This window comes from Pseudomonas sp. GM17, assembly GCF_000282175.2.
Classification (GTDB): domain Bacteria; phylum Pseudomonadota; class Gammaproteobacteria; order Pseudomonadales; family Pseudomonadaceae; genus Aquipseudomonas; species Aquipseudomonas chlororaphis.
The window spans coordinates 2,286,370-2,303,180 of sequence record NZ_CP124732.1 but is presented as its reverse complement, the minus strand read 5'-3'; the positions used below and the strand labels follow the sequence as shown (position 1 = coordinate 2,303,180).

The 16,811-nt window shown below is 63.5% G+C and carries 15 protein-coding genes and 2 pseudogenes; 11 read left to right on the top strand and 6 right to left on the bottom strand.

The genetic code is table 11. From position 1 onward, the window contains the following. The first annotated feature begins 245 nt into the window (after positions 1 to 245). Positions 246 to 1,862, top strand: coding sequence for an L-aspartate oxidase (gene nadB, locus PMI20_RS10420; RefSeq protein ID WP_007930229.1), 1,617 nt, complete (start codon positions 246 to 248; stop codon positions 1,860 to 1,862). On the opposite strand, the gene PMI20_RS10415 is transcribed toward nadB, so the two are convergent. Then, positions 1,831 to 2,283 carry a protein YgfX gene (locus PMI20_RS10415; RefSeq protein ID WP_007930228.1) on the bottom strand — a complete coding sequence of 151 codons (453 nt, stop codon included), beginning with the start codon at positions 2,281 to 2,283 and terminating at the stop codon, positions 1,831 to 1,833. The two genes, nadB and PMI20_RS10415, sit on opposite strands and share 32 nt — an antisense overlap. Beyond that, complete coding sequence (locus PMI20_RS10410; RefSeq protein ID WP_007930227.1) at positions 2,267 to 2,521, bottom strand: FAD assembly factor SdhE; 255 nt, start codon at positions 2,519 to 2,521, stop codon at positions 2,267 to 2,269. Before PMI20_RS10410 ends, PMI20_RS10415 begins: the two co-directional genes overlap by 17 nt. Before the next feature lie 149 nt (positions 2,522 to 2,670). Between PMI20_RS10410 and ygfZ the strand changes: the two genes are divergently transcribed. Both ygfZ and PMI20_RS10400 read left to right on the top strand, forming a co-directional pair. Then, entirely contained in the window at positions 2,671 to 3,612 is a 942-nt protein-coding gene (ygfZ, locus tag PMI20_RS10405; protein WP_007930226.1) for a CAF17-like 4Fe-4S cluster assembly/insertion protein YgfZ, read from the top strand. A 37-nt stretch (positions 3,613 to 3,649) separates the two neighbouring features. After that, on the top strand, positions 3,650 to 4,471 hold the full coding sequence (locus tag PMI20_RS10400; RefSeq protein WP_007930224.1) for an HDOD domain-containing protein: 822 nt from the start codon (positions 3,650 to 3,652) through the stop codon (positions 4,469 to 4,471). A gap of 32 nt (positions 4,472 to 4,503) precedes the next feature. Here the strand turns inward: PMI20_RS10400 and tctE are convergent. Beyond that, a pseudogene (gene tctE, locus PMI20_RS10395) lies at positions 4,504 to 5,888 on the bottom strand (two-component system sensor histidine kinase TctE). Further along, positions 5,881 to 6,552, bottom strand: coding sequence for a two-component system response regulator TctD (tctD, locus tag PMI20_RS10390; RefSeq protein WP_007930220.1), 672 nt, complete (start codon positions 6,550 to 6,552; stop codon positions 5,881 to 5,883). Before tctD ends, tctE begins: the two are co-directional and overlap by 8 nt. 235 nt (positions 6,553 to 6,787) lie before the next feature. Between tctD and PMI20_RS10385 the strand changes: the two are divergent. The 5 genes and pseudogenes from PMI20_RS10385 (at position 6,788) to PMI20_RS10365 (ending at position 12,204) form a co-directional block, all read left to right on the top strand. Continuing rightward, positions 6,788 to 8,079 (top strand): annotated as a pseudogene (locus tag PMI20_RS10385) (OprD family porin). 80 nt (positions 8,080 to 8,159) lie between these two features. After that, a complete protein-coding gene (locus PMI20_RS10380; protein ID WP_007930216.1) occupies positions 8,160 to 9,149 on the top strand; it encodes a Bug family tripartite tricarboxylate transporter substrate binding protein in 990 nt (329 codons plus the stop codon). Between the two features lie 56 nt (positions 9,150 to 9,205). Further along, the gene (locus tag PMI20_RS10375) at positions 9,206 to 9,664 is read left to right on the top strand and encodes a tripartite tricarboxylate transporter TctB family protein (protein ID WP_007930215.1); all 459 of its coding nucleotides are present in this window, start codon (positions 9,206 to 9,208) and stop codon (positions 9,662 to 9,664) included. A 1-nt stretch (position 9,665) separates the two neighbouring features. After that, positions 9,666 to 11,180, top strand: a complete 1,515-nt coding sequence (locus tag PMI20_RS10370) for a tripartite tricarboxylate transporter permease (RefSeq protein ID WP_007930213.1) — start codon at positions 9,666 to 9,668, stop codon at positions 11,178 to 11,180. Beyond that, positions 11,173 to 12,204 carry an AbrB family transcriptional regulator gene (locus PMI20_RS10365; RefSeq protein WP_007930211.1) on the top strand — a complete coding sequence of 344 codons (1,032 nt, stop codon included), beginning with the start codon at positions 11,173 to 11,175 and terminating at the stop codon, positions 12,202 to 12,204. Before PMI20_RS10370 ends, PMI20_RS10365 begins: the two co-directional genes overlap by 8 nt. A 172-nt stretch (positions 12,205 to 12,376) precedes the next feature. Here the strand turns inward: PMI20_RS10365 and ung are convergent, their stop codons facing one another. After that, complete coding sequence (gene ung / locus PMI20_RS10360; protein ID WP_007929398.1) at positions 12,377 to 13,069, bottom strand: uracil-DNA glycosylase; 693 nt, start codon at positions 13,067 to 13,069, stop codon at positions 12,377 to 12,379. A gap of 131 nt (positions 13,070 to 13,200) precedes the next feature. Here ung and dspII point away from each other — a divergent pair, with 131 nt between their 5' ends. Beyond that, entirely contained in the window at positions 13,201 to 14,313 is a 1,113-nt protein-coding gene (gene dspII / locus PMI20_RS10355) for an enoyl-CoA hydratase/isomerase DspII (protein ID WP_007929399.1), read from the top strand. A gap of 54 nt (positions 14,314 to 14,367) precedes the next feature. Here dspII and PMI20_RS10350 read toward each other — a convergent pair whose 3' ends face one another. Beyond that, on the bottom strand, positions 14,368 to 14,793 hold the full coding sequence (locus PMI20_RS10350) for a hypothetical protein (protein ID WP_007929400.1): 426 nt from the start codon (positions 14,791 to 14,793) through the stop codon (positions 14,368 to 14,370). A 272-nt stretch (positions 14,794 to 15,065) separates the two neighbouring features. On the opposite strand from PMI20_RS10350, the gene PMI20_RS10345 reads away from it, so the two are divergent. Then, positions 15,066 to 16,553: a sensor domain-containing diguanylate cyclase gene (locus PMI20_RS10345; protein WP_007929401.1), complete on the top strand. Its 1,488-nt coding sequence runs from the start codon at positions 15,066 to 15,068 to the stop codon at positions 16,551 to 16,553. A gap of 7 nt (positions 16,554 to 16,560) precedes the next feature. Then, positions 16,561 to 16,779, top strand: a complete 219-nt coding sequence (locus PMI20_RS10340) for a cysteine-rich CWC family protein (RefSeq protein ID WP_274517825.1) — start codon at positions 16,561 to 16,563, stop codon at positions 16,777 to 16,779. Positions 16,780 to 16,811: the final 32 nt, after the last annotated feature.

Here is a 16,811-nt window from a genome sequence, read left to right as displayed (position 1 = left end):
AGAAAAAGGTTGCTACATCTTCGATACAGTCGCCAGCTCCCCGATTTGACTGAAAAATCGAGCCACCCATCACTGCCTCGCAAGACCGCTTTTCTCGCCCTCATAATTTCATAATGCCACGAAGGCACCGCTATTGTGCCGATCCCCCCCTCTATATACTAGTGGGCTGCATGGCTGCTTTGACTCGCCGATCCAGGCGTCTTGCGCCAACCCCGACCCGGGTCGCTTTTGAGCGGAATCTTCCAATGAGCCAACAGTTTCAACACGATGTTCTGGTGATAGGCAGCGGCGCTGCCGGTTTAAGCCTTGCGCTGACCTTGCCTGGTCATCTGCGTATTGCCGTATTGAGCAAGGGCGATCTCGCCAATGGCTCGACCTATTGGGCTCAGGGTGGCGTCGCGGCAGTGCTGGACGACACCGATACCGTCGAATCCCACGTCGACGACACCCTCAATGCCGGCGGCGGCCTGTGCCATGAAGACGCCGTGCGGTTTACCGTCGAACACAGCCGCGAGGCGATCCAGTGGCTGATCGATCAGGGCGTGCCCTTCACCCGTGACGAGCAATCGGGCAATGAAGACGGCGGTTTCGAATTTCACCTGACCCGCGAAGGCGGTCACAGCCATCGCCGCATCATCCATGCCGCCGATGCCACCGGCGCGGCCATCTTCACTACATTGCTGGAGCAGGCCCGGCAACGCCCGAATATCGAACTGCTGGAACAGCGGGTCGCCGTCGATCTGATTACCGAAAAGCGCCTGGGACTGGAAGGCGATCGCTGCCTCGGCGCTTACGTACTCAACCGCGCCACTGGCGAGGTCGATACCTACGGTGCGCGTTTTGTCATCCTCGCTTCCGGCGGTGCCGCCAAGGTCTACCTCTATACCAGCAACCCCGATGGAGCCTGTGGCGATGGCATCGCCATGGCCTGGCGTTCGGGCTGCCGGGTGGCCAACCTGGAGTTCAACCAGTTCCACCCGACCTGCCTCTACCATCCGCAGGCCAAGAGTTTCCTGATCACCGAAGCTCTGCGCGGCGAGGGCGCGCACCTGAAGCTGCCCAACGGCGAACGCTTCATGCCGCGTTTCGACCCGCGTGCCGAACTGGCACCACGGGATATCGTCGCCCGGGCCATCGACCATGAAATGAAGCGCCTGGGTATCGATTGCGTGTACCTGGACATCAGCCACAAACCGGAAGCCTTTATCAAAAGCCACTTCCCGACCGTGTACGAGCGCTGCCTGGAATTCTCCATCGATATCACCAAACAGCCGATCCCGGTGGTACCAGCCGCGCATTACACCTGCGGCGGGGTGATGGTCGACCAGCAGGGCCGCACCGACGTTCCGGGCCTGTATGCCATTGGCGAAACCAGTTTTACCGGCCTGCACGGTGCCAACCGCATGGCCAGCAACTCACTGCTGGAATGCTTCGTCTATGCCCGTTCCGCGGCAGCCGACATTCTCGAACAACTGCCGCAGATCGCCATTCCGATCGCCCTGCCCGTCTGGGACGCTAGCCAGGTCACCGACTCCGACGAAGACGTGATCATTGCGCACAACTGGGACGAACTGCGGCGATTCATGTGGGACTATGTCGGCATCGTACGCACCAACAAGCGCCTGCAACGGGCTCAGCACCGGGTCCGTCTGCTGCTGGACGAAATCGATGAGTTCTACAGCAACTACAAGGTCAGCCGCGACCTGATCGAGTTGCGCAACCTGGCCCAGGTCGCCGAGCTGATGATTCGTTCAGCCATGGAGCGCAAGGAAAGCCGGGGCCTGCACTACACCCTCGATTACCCGAACCTGCTGCCCGAGGCACTGGACACTATTCTGGTGCCGCCCACCTACGGCGACTGAACTTGAGCCGCACGCGCAGGCGCCGATGCACATCGGCCGCCTGCGCGTCCCGTGGCACACAGACCGACCTCACCCAGCGCTCGCCCGGCAGGCGAAAACGCAACACCACCAGCAGCGGCAGCGCCAGGCTGTCAGGCTGCAGTTGCACCGGCCGCCAGCCCTGCCCGGCGCACCACAACTGCCAGCCATCGGCATTACGACGCAGACCGCTGAAGGCCGAGGGATGATTCAGCAAAATCCGCCGCGGCAACGCCCAGACTCCGTGGCCCAGGCACAGCAGAACCCCGAGCAGACGGGCCCAAAGTGGAATATCGAGCATCAGCAAGGCGCCCAGCGCGAACAGCTGGGCCAAGAGATAGGCCGCCAGCAATTGCCTGGAAGGCTGCCAGCGGCATTCGAAGGCGTTACTTGGGTTGGACACGATCCAGGATCATGCGGACCATGCGTTGCAGCTCGGGATCTTCGGATTCGGAGCGCTCCATGAACCAGCCGAACATGTCCTGATCTTCGCATTCGAGCAGCCTGACGTAGCAGGCACGATCAACATCGTTCAGATGCGGATAGACTTCTTTCACGAACGGCACCAGCAACACGTCCAGTTCCAGCATGCCGCGGCGGCTGTGCCAGTAGAGGCGGTTCAATTCAACATCTTCGACCATGGAGCGCTCCTCAAATAGAGCGCAAGTATACAGCCCGACGGACACCAGAACAGTCGGCTTTGGTCGGTCACCACCCATCCTTTGTGAACTACCCATTTCAAGGGCGCCCCCTTATGATGTTCGCCAGACTTTTTACCCTGCGATGACCCATGGCTGATTCCGCTTTTTTCTGCTCCCTGTCCCACGAGGGCGTTCTCGCCGTCCGCGGCCCCGATGCCAGCAAGTTCCTTCAGGGCCAGCTGACCTGCAATCTCAATTACCTCAGTGATAGCCAATCCAGCCTGGGCGCCCGTTGCACCCAGAAAGGCCGCATGCAATCGAGCTTTCGCATCCTGCTCGAAGGCGATGGCTGCCTGCTGGCCATGGCCACCGAGTTGCTGGAGCCGCAACTGGCGGACCTGAAAAAATACGCCGTGTTTTCCAAGGCCAAGCTCAGCGATGAAAGTGCCCTGTGGGCGCGCTTCGGCCTGGGCAACGCCGATACCCTGCTGGCCGGTCTCGGGCTGGAACTGCCGCCGGAAGACGGCGCGGTCGCCCGCAACGACGGCCTGATCGCCATTCGTGTTTCAGCGGACCGGACCGAGCTCTGGGCCCCCGCAGATAAAGCTGAGGTCCTGCGCGAACAGCTGGCCGCGCAACTGCCCGAAGGCGACCTCAATCAATGGTTGCTGGGCCAGATCCGCGCCGGCATCGGCCAGGTCATGCCGGCCACTCGTGAGCTGTTTATCCCGCAGATGCTCAATCTGCAGGCCATCGGCGGCGTCAGTTTCAAGAAAGGCTGCTATACCGGCCAGGAAATCGTCGCGCGCATGCAGTACCTGGGCAAACTCAAGCGCCGCCTCTACCGCCTGGCCTTGAACGCCGAAGAATTGCCGGAACCCGGCACTCCGCTGTTCTCCCCGACCCACGGCAGCGCCATCGGTGAGGTGGTGATTGCCGCGCGTGCCGAACAAAACATTGAACTCCTGGCCGTACTGCAAGCCGAAGCTGCAGAGGATGGCAATCTCCATCTTGGCGCGCTCGAAGGTCCCGGGCTGCACCTGCTGGACCTGCCTTACCAGCTGGATCGCGATCGAGAAATCCAGCGCTGATTGCCGCAACTTCCTGCAATACCCCTAGAGAACAGAAATGAGTGAGCTGGCGGAAAAGGTCCAACAGGATTTGGTTGAGGCCATCGACAACGATGACCTGGTTCTGCCAACGCTACCGGAAGTGGCCCTGCAGATTCGTCGGGCCGCTGAAGATCCGGAAATCAGCGTCAGTACCCTGAGCAAAGTGATTGGCCGTGATACGGCGCTGTCGGCGCGCCTGATCAAAGTGGTCAACAGCCCCCTGCTGCGCGCCACCCAGGAAGTCACCGACCTGCACACCGCGATTACCCGGCTGGGCGTGAACTACAGCAGCAACCTGGCCATCGGCCTGGTCATGGAGCAGATTTTCCATGCCCGCTCGGAGGTGATCGCGCAAAAGATGCATGACGTCTGGCGCAAAAGCCTGGAAGTGGCCGGAGTCAGTTATGCCCTGTGCCGCAGCCATACCCAGTTGAAGCCCGACCAGGCCGCCCTCGGCGGGCTGGTGCACCAGATCGGCGTGCTGCCGATCCTGACCTATGCGGAAGATCACTATGAGCTGCTGTCCGACCCGGTCAGCCTCAACCACGTGATCGAGCACATCCATCCGTTGCTGGGCGACAAGCTGCTGCAGGTCTGGGAGTTTCCGGAACAGCTGGCCAAGCTGCCGGGGCAGTACCTGGACTTCCAGCGCCAGTCCGCGCGCCTGGACTACGTCGACCTGGTGCAGATCGCCAGCCTCTATTGCCACAAAGACACCGACCACCCACTGGCGAAGATCGATATCCTCAGCGTGCCAGCCTTCAAAAAACTCGGGATCGACCCCGAGAACAAGGCAATGTGCAGCGATCTGGCCGAGTCGCAGTCAATGTTCTATTGAATCAATGCTCTACTGAACCTGCACCACAGCCTCTAGCCCGCGTTAAAACTCACCCGCACCTTCAGACCCGCCTGCGCGCCATCGTGCAGGCTGATCTGCGCCAGATGGGCACGACAGATTTCGCCGACGATCGCCAGGCCCAGGCCGGAACCGGCGACATGGGGTTGCGTCGGTAGAAGCGCTCGAATACCCGGTCGCGGTCCTCCAGGGGAATCCCCGGGCCGTCGTCCTCCACCTCCAGCACCGCCGGCGCGCTGACCCGCAGGATCACGTTTCCACCCGGCTTGGTGTGGGCCAGGGCATTGTCCACCAGGTTGCTCAGCAGTTCGTTCAAGAGGGTTGGTTCACCGCGCAGCCACACCGGCTCGTCGGCTTCCAGGGCCAGGGCGATACCCCGGGCGTGGGCCAAGGGCGCCATGGCCATGCCCAACTCGCGGGCCAACTGGCTGAGATCGAGCAATTGCGCGCCGCCCTCGGCAATCGCCCGGGCGCCGTTTTCGATCCGCGCCAGGGACAACAGTTGATTGGCCAGATGGGTCAGGCGATCGGTGCCCTGAGCGGCGCTTTCCAGGGTATTGCGCCAGGTCTCGGGCTCCGAGGCCCGCAGCCCCAATTCCAGGCGCGCCTTCAGCGCCGCCAGGGGGGTGCGTAATTCATGGGCGGCGTCGGCGATGAACTGCGCCTGACGCTCGAACTGGCCACGCAGTCGCTCGGTGAAGTGATTGAGCGCCCGCACCAAGGGCCACAACTCGCGTTGCACCTCGACCAGCGGTAAAGGCCGCAAGTCGTCGGGCTGGCGCTCCTCCACCGCGCTGCGCAAACGCTCCAGCGGACGCAACGCGGCGCTGACCGCGAACCACACCAGCAACAACGCACCGATGGCCAGCATGCCCAGGCGCAACAGGGTATCGGCCATCAGGCTGCGCGCCATGCGGACCCGCGCCTCGTCGGTCTCCGCCACGCGAATCTCCGCCATGCCGTTCATGTTCGGCTCGCTGACCGCCTTGAGCAGGCTCACCACGCGGACGTTCTGCCCTTGGTAAGTAGCATCGTAGAACCGCGCCAGCGCCGGATAATCGTCGGTGCGCGGCGTGCCCGGCGGCGGACCGGGCAGGTTTTCGTAACCAGAAATCAGCTTCTGATGGATATCGTTGACCTGGTAATAGATCCGCCCGGCACTGTCGTAGGCGAAGGTATCGAGGGCGACATAGGGCACATTGGCGCTCAGGCCACCGTCACGCTGGGACAAACCGGCAGCGATGGTCCGGGCCGAGGCCAGCAAAGTCCGATCGTAAGCCGTGTCCGCCGCCTCGCGGCCGTTCCAGTAGGCACTCAGGCCGCTGGCCAGCATCAGCACCACCAGCAGCAGCGCCAGGTTCCACAGCAGGCGCCAGCGCAGGCTGCTGGGCCTATGCATCGCGGCTTTCCAGCAGGTAGCCAAGCCCGCGGAAGGTGACGATGGCCACCGGCTGGCCGTCGAGTTTCTTGCGCAAGCGATGGACATAGATTTCGATGGCGTCCGGGCTGGCCTCTTCATCCAGGCCGAACACCTGGGACGCCAGTTGCTCCTTGCTCATGACCCGACCCGGCCGGGCGATCAGCGCCTCGAGTACCGCCTGCTCGCGGGAGGTCAGGGTCAGCAGCTCTTCACCCAGGGTAAAGCGCCGGGTATCGAGGTCGTAGGCCAGCACCCCGCAGCGCTGCACCCGCTCACCGCCGAGCACGCTGCGCCGCAGCAGGGCCTTGACCCGTGCTTCCAGCTCGGTCAGTTCGAAGGGCTTGGCCAGGTAGTCGTCCGCCCCCAGGTTGAGGCCGTGGACCCGGTCCTTGACATCGCTGCGCGCGGTCAGCATCAGCACCGGCAGGTTCTTGCCCCGGGCACGCAGGCGCGCCAGCACTTCGAAACCATCCATGCGCGGCAGACCCACATCAAGGATCGCCATGGCGTAATCCTCGCTGCCCAGGGCCAGGTCCGCGGCGACTCCGTCGTGCAGCACATCCACGGTCAAACCCGTGCTCTTGAGCGCCTGGGCGACACTTTCAGCCAGCTGCAGGTGGTCTTCGACGAGAAGCACACGCATGGATTTCCTACCTCGTTCAGGGGATCGACGGCACTTTTTATTGCCGCGGAGTTTACAGCCGGGACCGCTGCTGTGAAGCCCGAAAACCGTGAAAGCCTGCTGAAAGGTTAGCGAAAGGTTGGCCCTTTAGAGTCCTGTCACGGATTGTTTCGACTTCCGTGGCTACCCCCGGTGGCATCCCGAAAAACGCCTCGAAGCGTTTTCGCCAATAAGAACAATAACGGAGTACAACACGATGCTGTCCATGCAGCCTCAGGCTTGCCAGCCTGTTCGTTTTTCCCGTCTCAGCCACACCGCCCTCGCCAGCGCCGCCGCCCTTGCCGGTTTCTCACCGATCAGCCAGGCCGCCTTCTTCGAAGACAGCAGCGCCACCCTCGAAACCCGCAACATGTACTTCAACCGCGATTTCCGCAGCGGTACCAGTGCCCAGCAATCCAAGCGCGACGAATGGGCCCAGGGCTTCATGCTCAACCTGCAATCGGGCTACACCGACGGCACCGTGGGCTTTGGCGTCGACGCGCTGGGCATGCTCGGCATCAAGCTCGACTCCAGCCCCGACCGCACCGGCACCGGCCTGCTGCCGACCCACGACGACGGGCGCGCCGCCGACGAGTACTCCAAGGTCGGCCTGACCGGCAAAGTGAAAGTCTCCGCCACAGAACTGAAGATCGGCAGCCTGATCCCGGAACTGCCGACCATCAAGCCCAACGACGGGCGCATCCTGCCGCAGACCTTCGAGGGCGGCCTGCTGACCTCCAGGGAAATCAAGAACCTGACCTTCACCGGCGGCCGCCTGGAGAAAGCCAAGGATCGCGACAGCACCGACTTCGAAGACATCGCCCTCAACAACAAGAACAGCCGCTTCGCCGGCACCGTCGCCGGCAAGCACTTCGACTTCGGCGGCCTGGACTACAAGTTCACCGACAAGATCACCGGCAGCTACCACTTTGCCCAGCTCGCCGAGGTCTACAACCAGCACTTCTTCGGCCTGCTCGCCTCGCAGCCGATGGGCCCGGGCACCTTCGCCACGGACCTGCGCTTCGCCGTCAGTGACGACCAGGGCCAGGCCCGCGGCGGCAAGATCGACAACAAATCCCTCAACGGCCTGGTGAGCTACGCCCTGAACGGGCATAAACTCAGCGCCGGCTACCAGCACATGTCCGGCGACAGCGCCTTCCCCTACCTCGACGGGGCCGACCCGTACCTGGTCAACTTCGTGCAGATCAATGACTTCGCCGGCGCCAAAGAACGCTCCTGGCAAGCCCGCTACGACTACGACTTCGGCAAGCTCGGCATCCCGGCCTGACCTTCATGACCCGCTACCTGAGCGGTGACAACATCGCCCTGAAAAACGGCGATACCGGCAAGGAATGGGAACGCAACACCGAGATCAAGTACGTGGTGCAAAGCGGCACCTTCAAGGACGTCGCGGTGCGCCTGCGCAACGCCACCTACCGCTCCAACTATTCGGCCCGCGATGCGGATGAAGTGCGCCTGCTGGTGAGCTACAGCCTGGCGCTCTGGTAATCGACCGACCTTGAGCAGGCGCCACGCCTGCCAAGGCCCCTGGCATGCAACACACAACAACAACTCCTGTGGAGACAAGCATGAACCCATCACTGCGTAAATTGGCCCTCGCCGCCGGCTGTATGCTGTTCGCCGGTCAACTGCTCGCCGCCGCCAGCGCCGAACCCAAGCGCCCGGAATGCATCGCCCCGGCCTCCCCCGGCGGCGGTTTCGACCTGACCTGCAAACTGGCGCAGAGCGCGCTGGTCAACGAAAAGCTGCTGACCAAGCCGATGCGCGTGACCTACATGCCCGGCGGTGTCGGCGCGGTGGCCTACAACGCGGTGGTGGCCCAGCGCCCTGCCGACGCCGGCACGCTGGTGGCCTGGTCCAGCGGTTCGCTGCTGAACCTGGCCCAGGGCAAGTTCGGCCGCTTCGATGAAAGCGCGGTGCGCTGGCTGGCCGCGGTCGGCACCAGCTATGGCGCCATCGCGGTGAAGAGCGACTCGCCGTACAAGACCCTCGACGACCTGGTCAAGGCGCTGAAGAAAGACCCGAGTTCGGTGGTGATCGGCTCCGGCGGCACCGTCGGCAGCCAGGACTGGATGCAGACCGCGCTGATCGCCAAGGCCGCCGGGATCAACCCGCGCGACCTGCGCTACGTGGCCCTGGAAGGCGGCGGCGAAATCGCCACCGCGCTGCTGGGCGGGCACATCCAGGTCGGCAGTACCGACATTTCCGACTCCATGCCGCACATCCAGAGCGGCGACATGCGCCTGCTCGCGGTGTTCTCCGACAAGCGCCTGGACGAGCCGGAAATGAAGGACATCCCGACCGCCAAGGAGCAGGGCTACGACATCGTCTGGCCAGTGGTGCGCGGCTTCTACCTCGGGCCGAAGGTCAGCGACGAAGACTACGCCTGGTGGAAAAACGCCTTCGACAAGCTGCTGGCTTCCGAAGAGTTCGCCAAGCTGCGCGACCAGCGCGAACTCTTCCCGTTCGCCATGACCGGGCCGGAACTGGACGCCTACGTGAAGAAACAGGTGGCCGACTACAAGACCCTGGCCAAAGAGTTCGGCCTGATCCAGTAATCGCCTCTGTCTAGCGGTCCTGCCCCTTTCTCGGGGGCGGGGCCCAGGAGTTTCCCATGCTCTTACAACGCCTTTTCGCCTCGCTGCTGCTCCTGGTCTGCCTGGGCCTGGCACTGATGGCCTGGCCCTACCAGGCCGCCTTTTCCTACGAACCGGTCGGCCCGCGCGCCTTTCCCCTGCTGATGCTCGGCCTGATGGGCCTGGCGCTGCTGTACATGGTGTTTCGCCCGGCGCCGATCAAGCACAGCGAAGACGAGCCGCCACTGGACCGTGAAACCCTGACCAAAATCAGCATCTGTGTGCTCCTGCTGCTGATCTTCGCCGGTCTGTTCGAACCCCTGGGTTTCATTCTCAGCAGCATCCTGATCGGCATTCCGATGGCGCGCCTGTACGGCGGTCGCTGGGTGCCCAGCGCCGTGGTCACCACGCTGATGGCCATTGGTCTGTACGTGCTCTTCGACCGGGTGATGGACGTGCCACTGCCCCTGGGCCTGCTCGACGTTCTGGAGAACTGATATGGATACGCTTGGCTATTTGGGCCAGGGTTTCGGCGTCGCGCTGAGCCCCTACAACCTGGTCACCGCCCTGACCGGCACCCTGATCGGCACCGTGGTCGGCCTGCTCCCGGGCCTGGGCCCGATCAACGGCGTGGCACTGCTGATCCCGATCGCCTTCGCCCTCGGCCTGCCACCGGAGTCGGCGCTGATCCTGCTGGCGGCGGTTTACCTGGGTTGCGAATACGGTGGCCGGATCAGTTCGATCCTGCTGAACATCCCGGGCGAAGCCTCCACCGTGATGACCACCCTCGACGGCTACCCGATGGCGCGCCAGGGCCTGGCCGGGGTGGCTCTGTCGCTGTCGGCCTGGAGCTCGTTCATCGGCGCCTTCATCGCCACCTGCGGCATGGTGATGTTCGCCCCGCTGCTGGCGAAATGGGCGATCGCCTTCGGCCCGGCGGAGTACTTCGTGCTGATGGTGTTCGCCATAGTCTGCCTCGGCGGCATGGCCGGCGATCGTCCGATCAAGACCTTTATCGCCGCGCTGATCGGGCTGTTCCTGTCGTCGGTCGGCATCGACGCCAACAGCGGCGTGTACCGCTTCACCGGCGATAACATCCACCTCACCGACGGTATCCAGTTCGTGGTGCTGGTACTGGGCCTGTTCTCCATCAGCGAAATCCTGTTGCTGCTGGAAAAAACCCATCGCGGCCAGGAAGCGGTGAAAGCCACCGGGCGCATGATGTTCAACTTCAAGGAAGCGGCGTCGGTGTTCGTGGTGAACATCCGTTGCGGCCTGCTGGGCTTCATCATGGGCGTCTTGCCGGGTGCCGGCGCGACCCTGGCCAGCGCCGTGGCCTACATGACCGAAAAACGCATCGCCGGCGCCAGCGGCAAGTTCGGCCAGGGCGACAAGCGCGGCCTGGCGGCACCGGAAACCGCGATCGGCGCCTCGGCCTGCGGCGCCCTGGTACCGATGCTGACCCTTGGCGTCCCGGGTTCGGGCACCACCGCGGTGATGATCGGCGCCCTGTCGCTGTACAACATCACCCCGGGTCCGCTGCTGTTCCAGCAGCAGCCGGACATCGTCTGGGGCCTGATCGCCTCGTTGTTCATCGCCAACATCATGCTGGTGATCCTCAACATTCCGATGATCCGCGTCTTCACCCGCATCCTTGCCGTGCCGAACTGGGCCTTGGTGCCGGTGATCGCAATCATCACCGGGATCGGCGTCTACGCGGTGCACGCCACCACCTTCGACCTGTTCCTGATGGTTGGCATCGGCATCTTCGGCTACATCCTGCGCAAGCTGGATTTCCCGCTGTCGCCAGTATTGCTGGGCTTTATCCTCGGCGGGTTGATGGAACAGAACCTGCGTCGCGCACTGTCGATCTCCAACGGCGCGATGGAAATCCTCTGGTCCAGCCCGATCACCGTCGGCGTCTGGGTGCTGACCGTGATCATGCTGCTGATGCCGATGATCCGCATCTGGCGCAAGCGCTCGGCCCTGCAACGCGCCGTGGCCGATGTCTGAGGTCAGCTTCAAACAGTGGTGGGGTACGCCCCTGGTCGGTCTGGCCGGCGGTTACCTCGCCAGCCAGATCGGCTGGCCGCTACCGTGGATGGTCGGCTCGTTGCTGGCGATCATCCTGGTGCGCTGCCTGACGCCCTGGCAATTGGGGGAAATTCCCGGCGGCCGCAAATGCGGGCAATGGGTGGTGGGGATCGGCATCGGCCTGCACTTCACACCGGTGGTGATGGAACAGGTCATGAGCCACTTCGGCCTGATCTTCTTCGGTGCCCTGGTCACCAGCCTGTCCAGCGTGGTCGGGGTCTGGCTGCTACGGCGCACCGGTGAGGACCGGGCCACCGCCTTCTTCTCCAGCATGCCGGGCGGCTCCGGCGAGATGGTCAACCTCGGCGCGCGCAACGGCGCGGTACTCAGCCGCGTGGCGGCCGGGCAGAGCCTGCGGGTGCTGGTGGTGGTCTTGTGTGTACCGGCGGCCTTCAAGTACCTGCTCGGTGAAGGCGTGCCCCAACTGCATCCGGCCAGCGTCGATTGGCGCTGGCTGGCCATATTGTTTCCGGCGGGCGCCCTGCTCGCCTGGCTCTGGCAACGCCTGCGCCAGCCCAACCCCTGGTTGTTCGGGCCGCTGCTGGTCAGCGCCGCGGTCAGTATCGGCTGGGACCTGCATATCGGCCTGCCGGACGGCGGCAGCCAGATTGGCCAGTGGCTGATCGGCAGCGGCCTGGGTTGTCACTTCAATCGCCAGTTCTTCCGTCGCGCGCCCTCATTCATGGGCCGCACCCTGATCGGCACGGCGCTGACCATGCTGATCGCCAGCCTCGCGGCCGTGGCCCTGAGCGCCTTGACTCATCTGGACTTGCGTTCGCTGACGTTGGGCATGATGCCCGGCGGCATCGCGGAAATGAGCCTGACGGCCGAGACCCTGCAACTGTCGGTGCCGCTGGTGACGGCGATGCAGGTGATGCGCTTGCTGTTCGTGCTGTTTCTGGCCGAGCCGCTGTTCCGGCATTGGGACAAGAAACCGGACTGAAGCCGGTCCCCTGTAGCCGCTGCCGCAGGCTGCGATCGACCCCGAAGGGGGCGCGATGTTCAGCGTCGCCGAGGTCCTTCGGACCTATCGCAGCCTGCGGCAGCGGCTACAGGGTTTTGCGTTGATTCTGTAGGAGCGAGGCTTGCCCGCGATGACGGCCTTCACCCCCCCATCAAACCGCCGGCAACCGCCATTCGATCGGCGTCTCGCCATTCTGCTCGAGGTACTTGTTGGTCCGGCTGAAATGCCCGCAACCGATAAAGCCGCGGTAGGCCGACAGGGGCGACGGGTGCACCGAGGTCAGCACCAGGTGCTTGGTGGCATCGATCAGCTTCTGCTTGCTCTGGGCATGGGCCCCCCACAGCAGGAACACCAGGTGCGGCTGGTGCTCGCTCACCACTTCGATGATCCGGTCGGTGAAGTGCTGCCAGCCCCTGCCCGCGTGAGAAGCGGCGTTGGCCCGTTGCACGGTCATGGTGGTGTTGAGCATCAGCACGCCCTGGTCGGCCCAGCTCTGCAGGTAGCCGTGGTTGGGCATGTCGATGTTCAGGTCGCGCTTGAGCTCTTTATAGATATTCACCAGGGACGGCGGCGCCGGTACGCCCGGCTGCACCGAGAAGCACAGGCCGTGGGCCTGGCCCGGGCCGTGGTAAGGATCCTGGCCGAGGATCACCACCTTGACCTTGTCCAGCGGGGTCGAATTCAGCGCATTGAAAATCAGCGGGCCCGGCGGGTAGATCTCCTTGCCAGCGGCATGTTCCTGACGCAGGAACTCGCGCAACTCCGCCATATAAGGCTGGTCGAATTCGGCACGCAGCGCCTGCTTCCAGCTGGGTTCGAGTTTGATACGGTCGTCATCGGTCATGGTTGCACCCGGTAAAATCAATGGGCGCACCCTAGGAAAGCCCACCACGCTTGTCAATTGATCTGACGCAGAACCGCCACTTTCGCCTATAGCGATCATACTGAACGCTCAAATTCCCGATCGAGGTCACGATGAATCTGCACTTCGAAGAACTCACCGGCACCGACGGCGCGCGCATCGCAATTGCCAGCCTGGATGCCGAACACTCCCTCAACGCCTTGTCCCTGCCAATGATCCATCTGTTGAGCGACCGCCTGGAAGCCTGGGCCAAGGACCCGCAAGTGGTCTGTGTGCTGTTGCGCGGCAACGGCGCCAAGGCCTTTTGCGCCGGCGGCGAAGTGCGCAGCCTGGTCCAGGCCTGCCTGGCCCACCCCGGCGAAGTACCGCCGCTGGCCGCGCAGTTCTTCGCCGCGGAATACCGTCTCGACTACCGCCTGCACACCTACCCGAAACCGCTGATCTGCTGGGGCCACGGCTATGTGCTCGGTGGCGGCATGGGCCTGCTGCAAGGCGCCAGCATTCGTATCGTCACACCGAGCAGCCGCCTGGCGATGCCGGAAATCAGCATCGGCCTATACCCGGATGTCGGCGCCAGTTGGTTCCTCTCGCGCCTGCCAGGCAAGCTCGGGCTGTTCCTCGGCCTGACCGGCGCGCACATCAACGGCCGCGACGCCATCGACCTGGACCTGGCCGACCGCTTCCTGCGAGACGACCAGCAAGAAGCGCTGATCGACGGGCTGCTACAGCTCAACTGGCAGGAACAGACGCCGATGCAGCTCAACAGTCTGCTCAAGGCCCTGCAACAGGAGGCCGTCGAACAAATGCCCGCAGCCCAGTGGCTACCACGGCGCCAGCAGATCGACGAGTGGCTGGACGTCAGCGATGTACGCTGTGCCTGGCGAGCCATCAGCCAGTTGCACAATCACTCCGATGCCCTGCTGGCGCGGGCGGCGAAAACCCTCAGCGAAGGCTGCCCGCTGACCGCCTGTCTGGTCTGGGAACAGATCCAGCAGGCCCGGCACCTGTCCCTGGCCCAGGTGTTCCAGATGGAATACACCCTGAGCCTGAACTGCTGCCGGCATCCCGAATTCAGCGAAGGGGTGCGGGCGCGCCTGATCGACAAGGACCACAAGCCCCGCTGGCACTGGCCGGACATCAACAGCATCCCCGACGCCGTGGTCGAGGCGCATTTCCACAAGGCCTGGGAAGGCCGTCACCCCTTGGCGGATCTGTCGGATTTCTGAAAACCAGCCATGAAAAAGCGGCGCTCCAGGCGCCGCTTGTTTGTTATAGGCAGATCAGCGGTTGTGATGGCGGTCACGGCGGTGATCGTCGCGACCGCGATCGCTCCAGTCTCGACCACCCCGCCGGCCGTCAAAGTCACGGCGGCCGTCATGGCGCCGATAGTCGTTGTTCCAGCCCTGGCGGTGGCCATCCCAGCCACGGTTCGGGTAGGCGCGATAAACGGCCCGCGGCGCCGACTGGTAGTAACGCGGTGCCGGTTGGTAATACCGGGGCTGGTAGTACCGTGGCGCTGGTTGGTAATAACGCGGCGCGTAATAGCCGCGACCGGAAGAATAATAGGAACCGCCGTAGTAGACCGGCGCCGGCGTCGTATAGACCTCAGAGCGGTAGTAAGTGGAACCTCCGTCGTAGTCGTAATAGGGAACGCAGGCAGAAAGAGCCAAACCCAGGAACGCAGTGAGAAGAATTCGACGATACATGGCGGCCTCCTGGACCGCTGATGGGCCATGCCAGCGACGCTGGCCGGCGGCAGCCAAGGATGTTCTGGCTGACGGAATATCTGACCGCGAAAACCGGGTCTGGTGCAATTTCGGTTACACCTTGATACAAGTCGCCAGGCAAGGATTTTGGATCCGAAAACGCCCGGTTTTCGCGGGCTGTGTGCCATTGCTGGCGAGCGATCAAATGGCGCAGCTACCCGTCGGCGCGGCCACTAGAATGCTTGCATCGGGTCACTGCCACGGAGTCGCCCATGCCGCTTAGCTCCCCGCTGTATTCGCAACGCTGGCTGATCATCACGCTCATCGCGCTGCTGGGCGGCGGTTTTATGGCCACGTCCTTGCTCAGCTATTACGCCTCGCGAACCTCGATCCGCGACAACATCGTCAACACCGAGCTGCCGCTGACCTCCGACACCGTGTATTCGGAGATCCAGAAAGACCTGGTACGACCGATCCTGATTTCTTCGATGATGTCCCGCGACACCTTCATGCGCGACTGGGTGATGGCTGGCGAACGCGATCCCGAGCAGATGACCCGCTACCTCAATGAGGTGATGACCCACTACGGCACCTACACCGCCTTCTTCGTCTCCAACAGCAGCCTGACCTACTACCACGCCAAGGGCGTGCTGAAGAAAATCGCTCCTGATACCCCCCGCGACGCCTGGTATTTCCGGGTCCGCGACATGGCCACCCCGTATGAAATCAACGTCGATCCGGACCAGGCCAACCAGAACAACCTGACGTTTTTCATCAACTACAAGGTCTACGACTACCAGGACAACTTCATCGGCGCCGCCGGTGTCGGCCTCAAGGTCGATGCAGTGATCAAGCTGATCGACCGCTACCAGCAGCGTTATCAGCGCAGCGTGTATTTCGTCGATACCCAGGGCCGGATCGTCCTCACCGGGGCCGAAGGCGGCCCGCAGGGCGCTCGGGCCGGACAGTTGCTGTTCGAACTGGAAAACCTGCGCGACCTGCAGGCCAGGCTGCCCAAGCCCCACAGCGGCAACTACGAGTACAGCGCCCCAGACCAGCGGCACTTCCTCAATGTGCGGTTCATTCCCGAGCTGAACTGGTACCTGTTCGTCGACAAGCGCGAGGACAGCGCCCTGGGCGATATCCGCCGCTCGCTGTACCTCAACCTGCTGATCTGCCTGGCGATCACCCTGATCGTGCTGACCCTGCTCAACCGCGTGGTCAGACGTTTCCAGCGCAAGATCGAAACCCAGGCCACCCTCGACAGCCTCACCGGCCTGCCCAACCGCCGCGGCTTCGACTTGCTGGCCGCCCAGGCCATGCTCGAAGCCCAGCGTGAGCCCAAGCCGCTGGCCGCCCTGCTGCTCGACCTGGACCACTTCAAACGCCTCAACGACACCTACGGCCACCTCGCCGGCGACCAGGTGTTGAGCGGCTTCGCCCGGCACCTGGCAAGCTGCCTGCGCCAGTCCGATATCGTTTGCCGTTGGGGCGGCGAAGAGTTCATCGTGCTGCTCAAGGACACCGACAGCGCCACGGCGCTGAAGATCGCCGAGAAAATCCGCCTGCTGATCGAGCAACAGCGCTACGCCTACGAGGGCAAGAATATGCGGCTGACCGTCAGCATCGGCGTGACCACGCTGCAGGCGGACGATACCCTGCACAGCCTGCTATCGCGCGCCGACCATGCGATGTACCGTGCCAAGCAGACCGGCCGTAACCGAACCTGCGTGGAAATGCCTCACTCCCGTTATGAATGAACCGACCCTGAACAGCCCCAGCCTCTGCCCGGCCTGCGGCGCCCGCAACGACTGCAGCCTGGCCGACCCGCGTACCGCCGACCAGGCCTGCTGGTGCTACAGCGTGAGCATCGACCCGGCGGTGCTCGAAGCCCTGCCGCCGGAGCTGCGCGATCGCGCCTGCCTATGCCCGCGCTGTGCCCGGGTCGATGCGCAACTGCAAGCGGCCGCCCGGCCGATCCCGTAAGATGCGCAGCCTTTTGCCAGCCTGCCGATAGC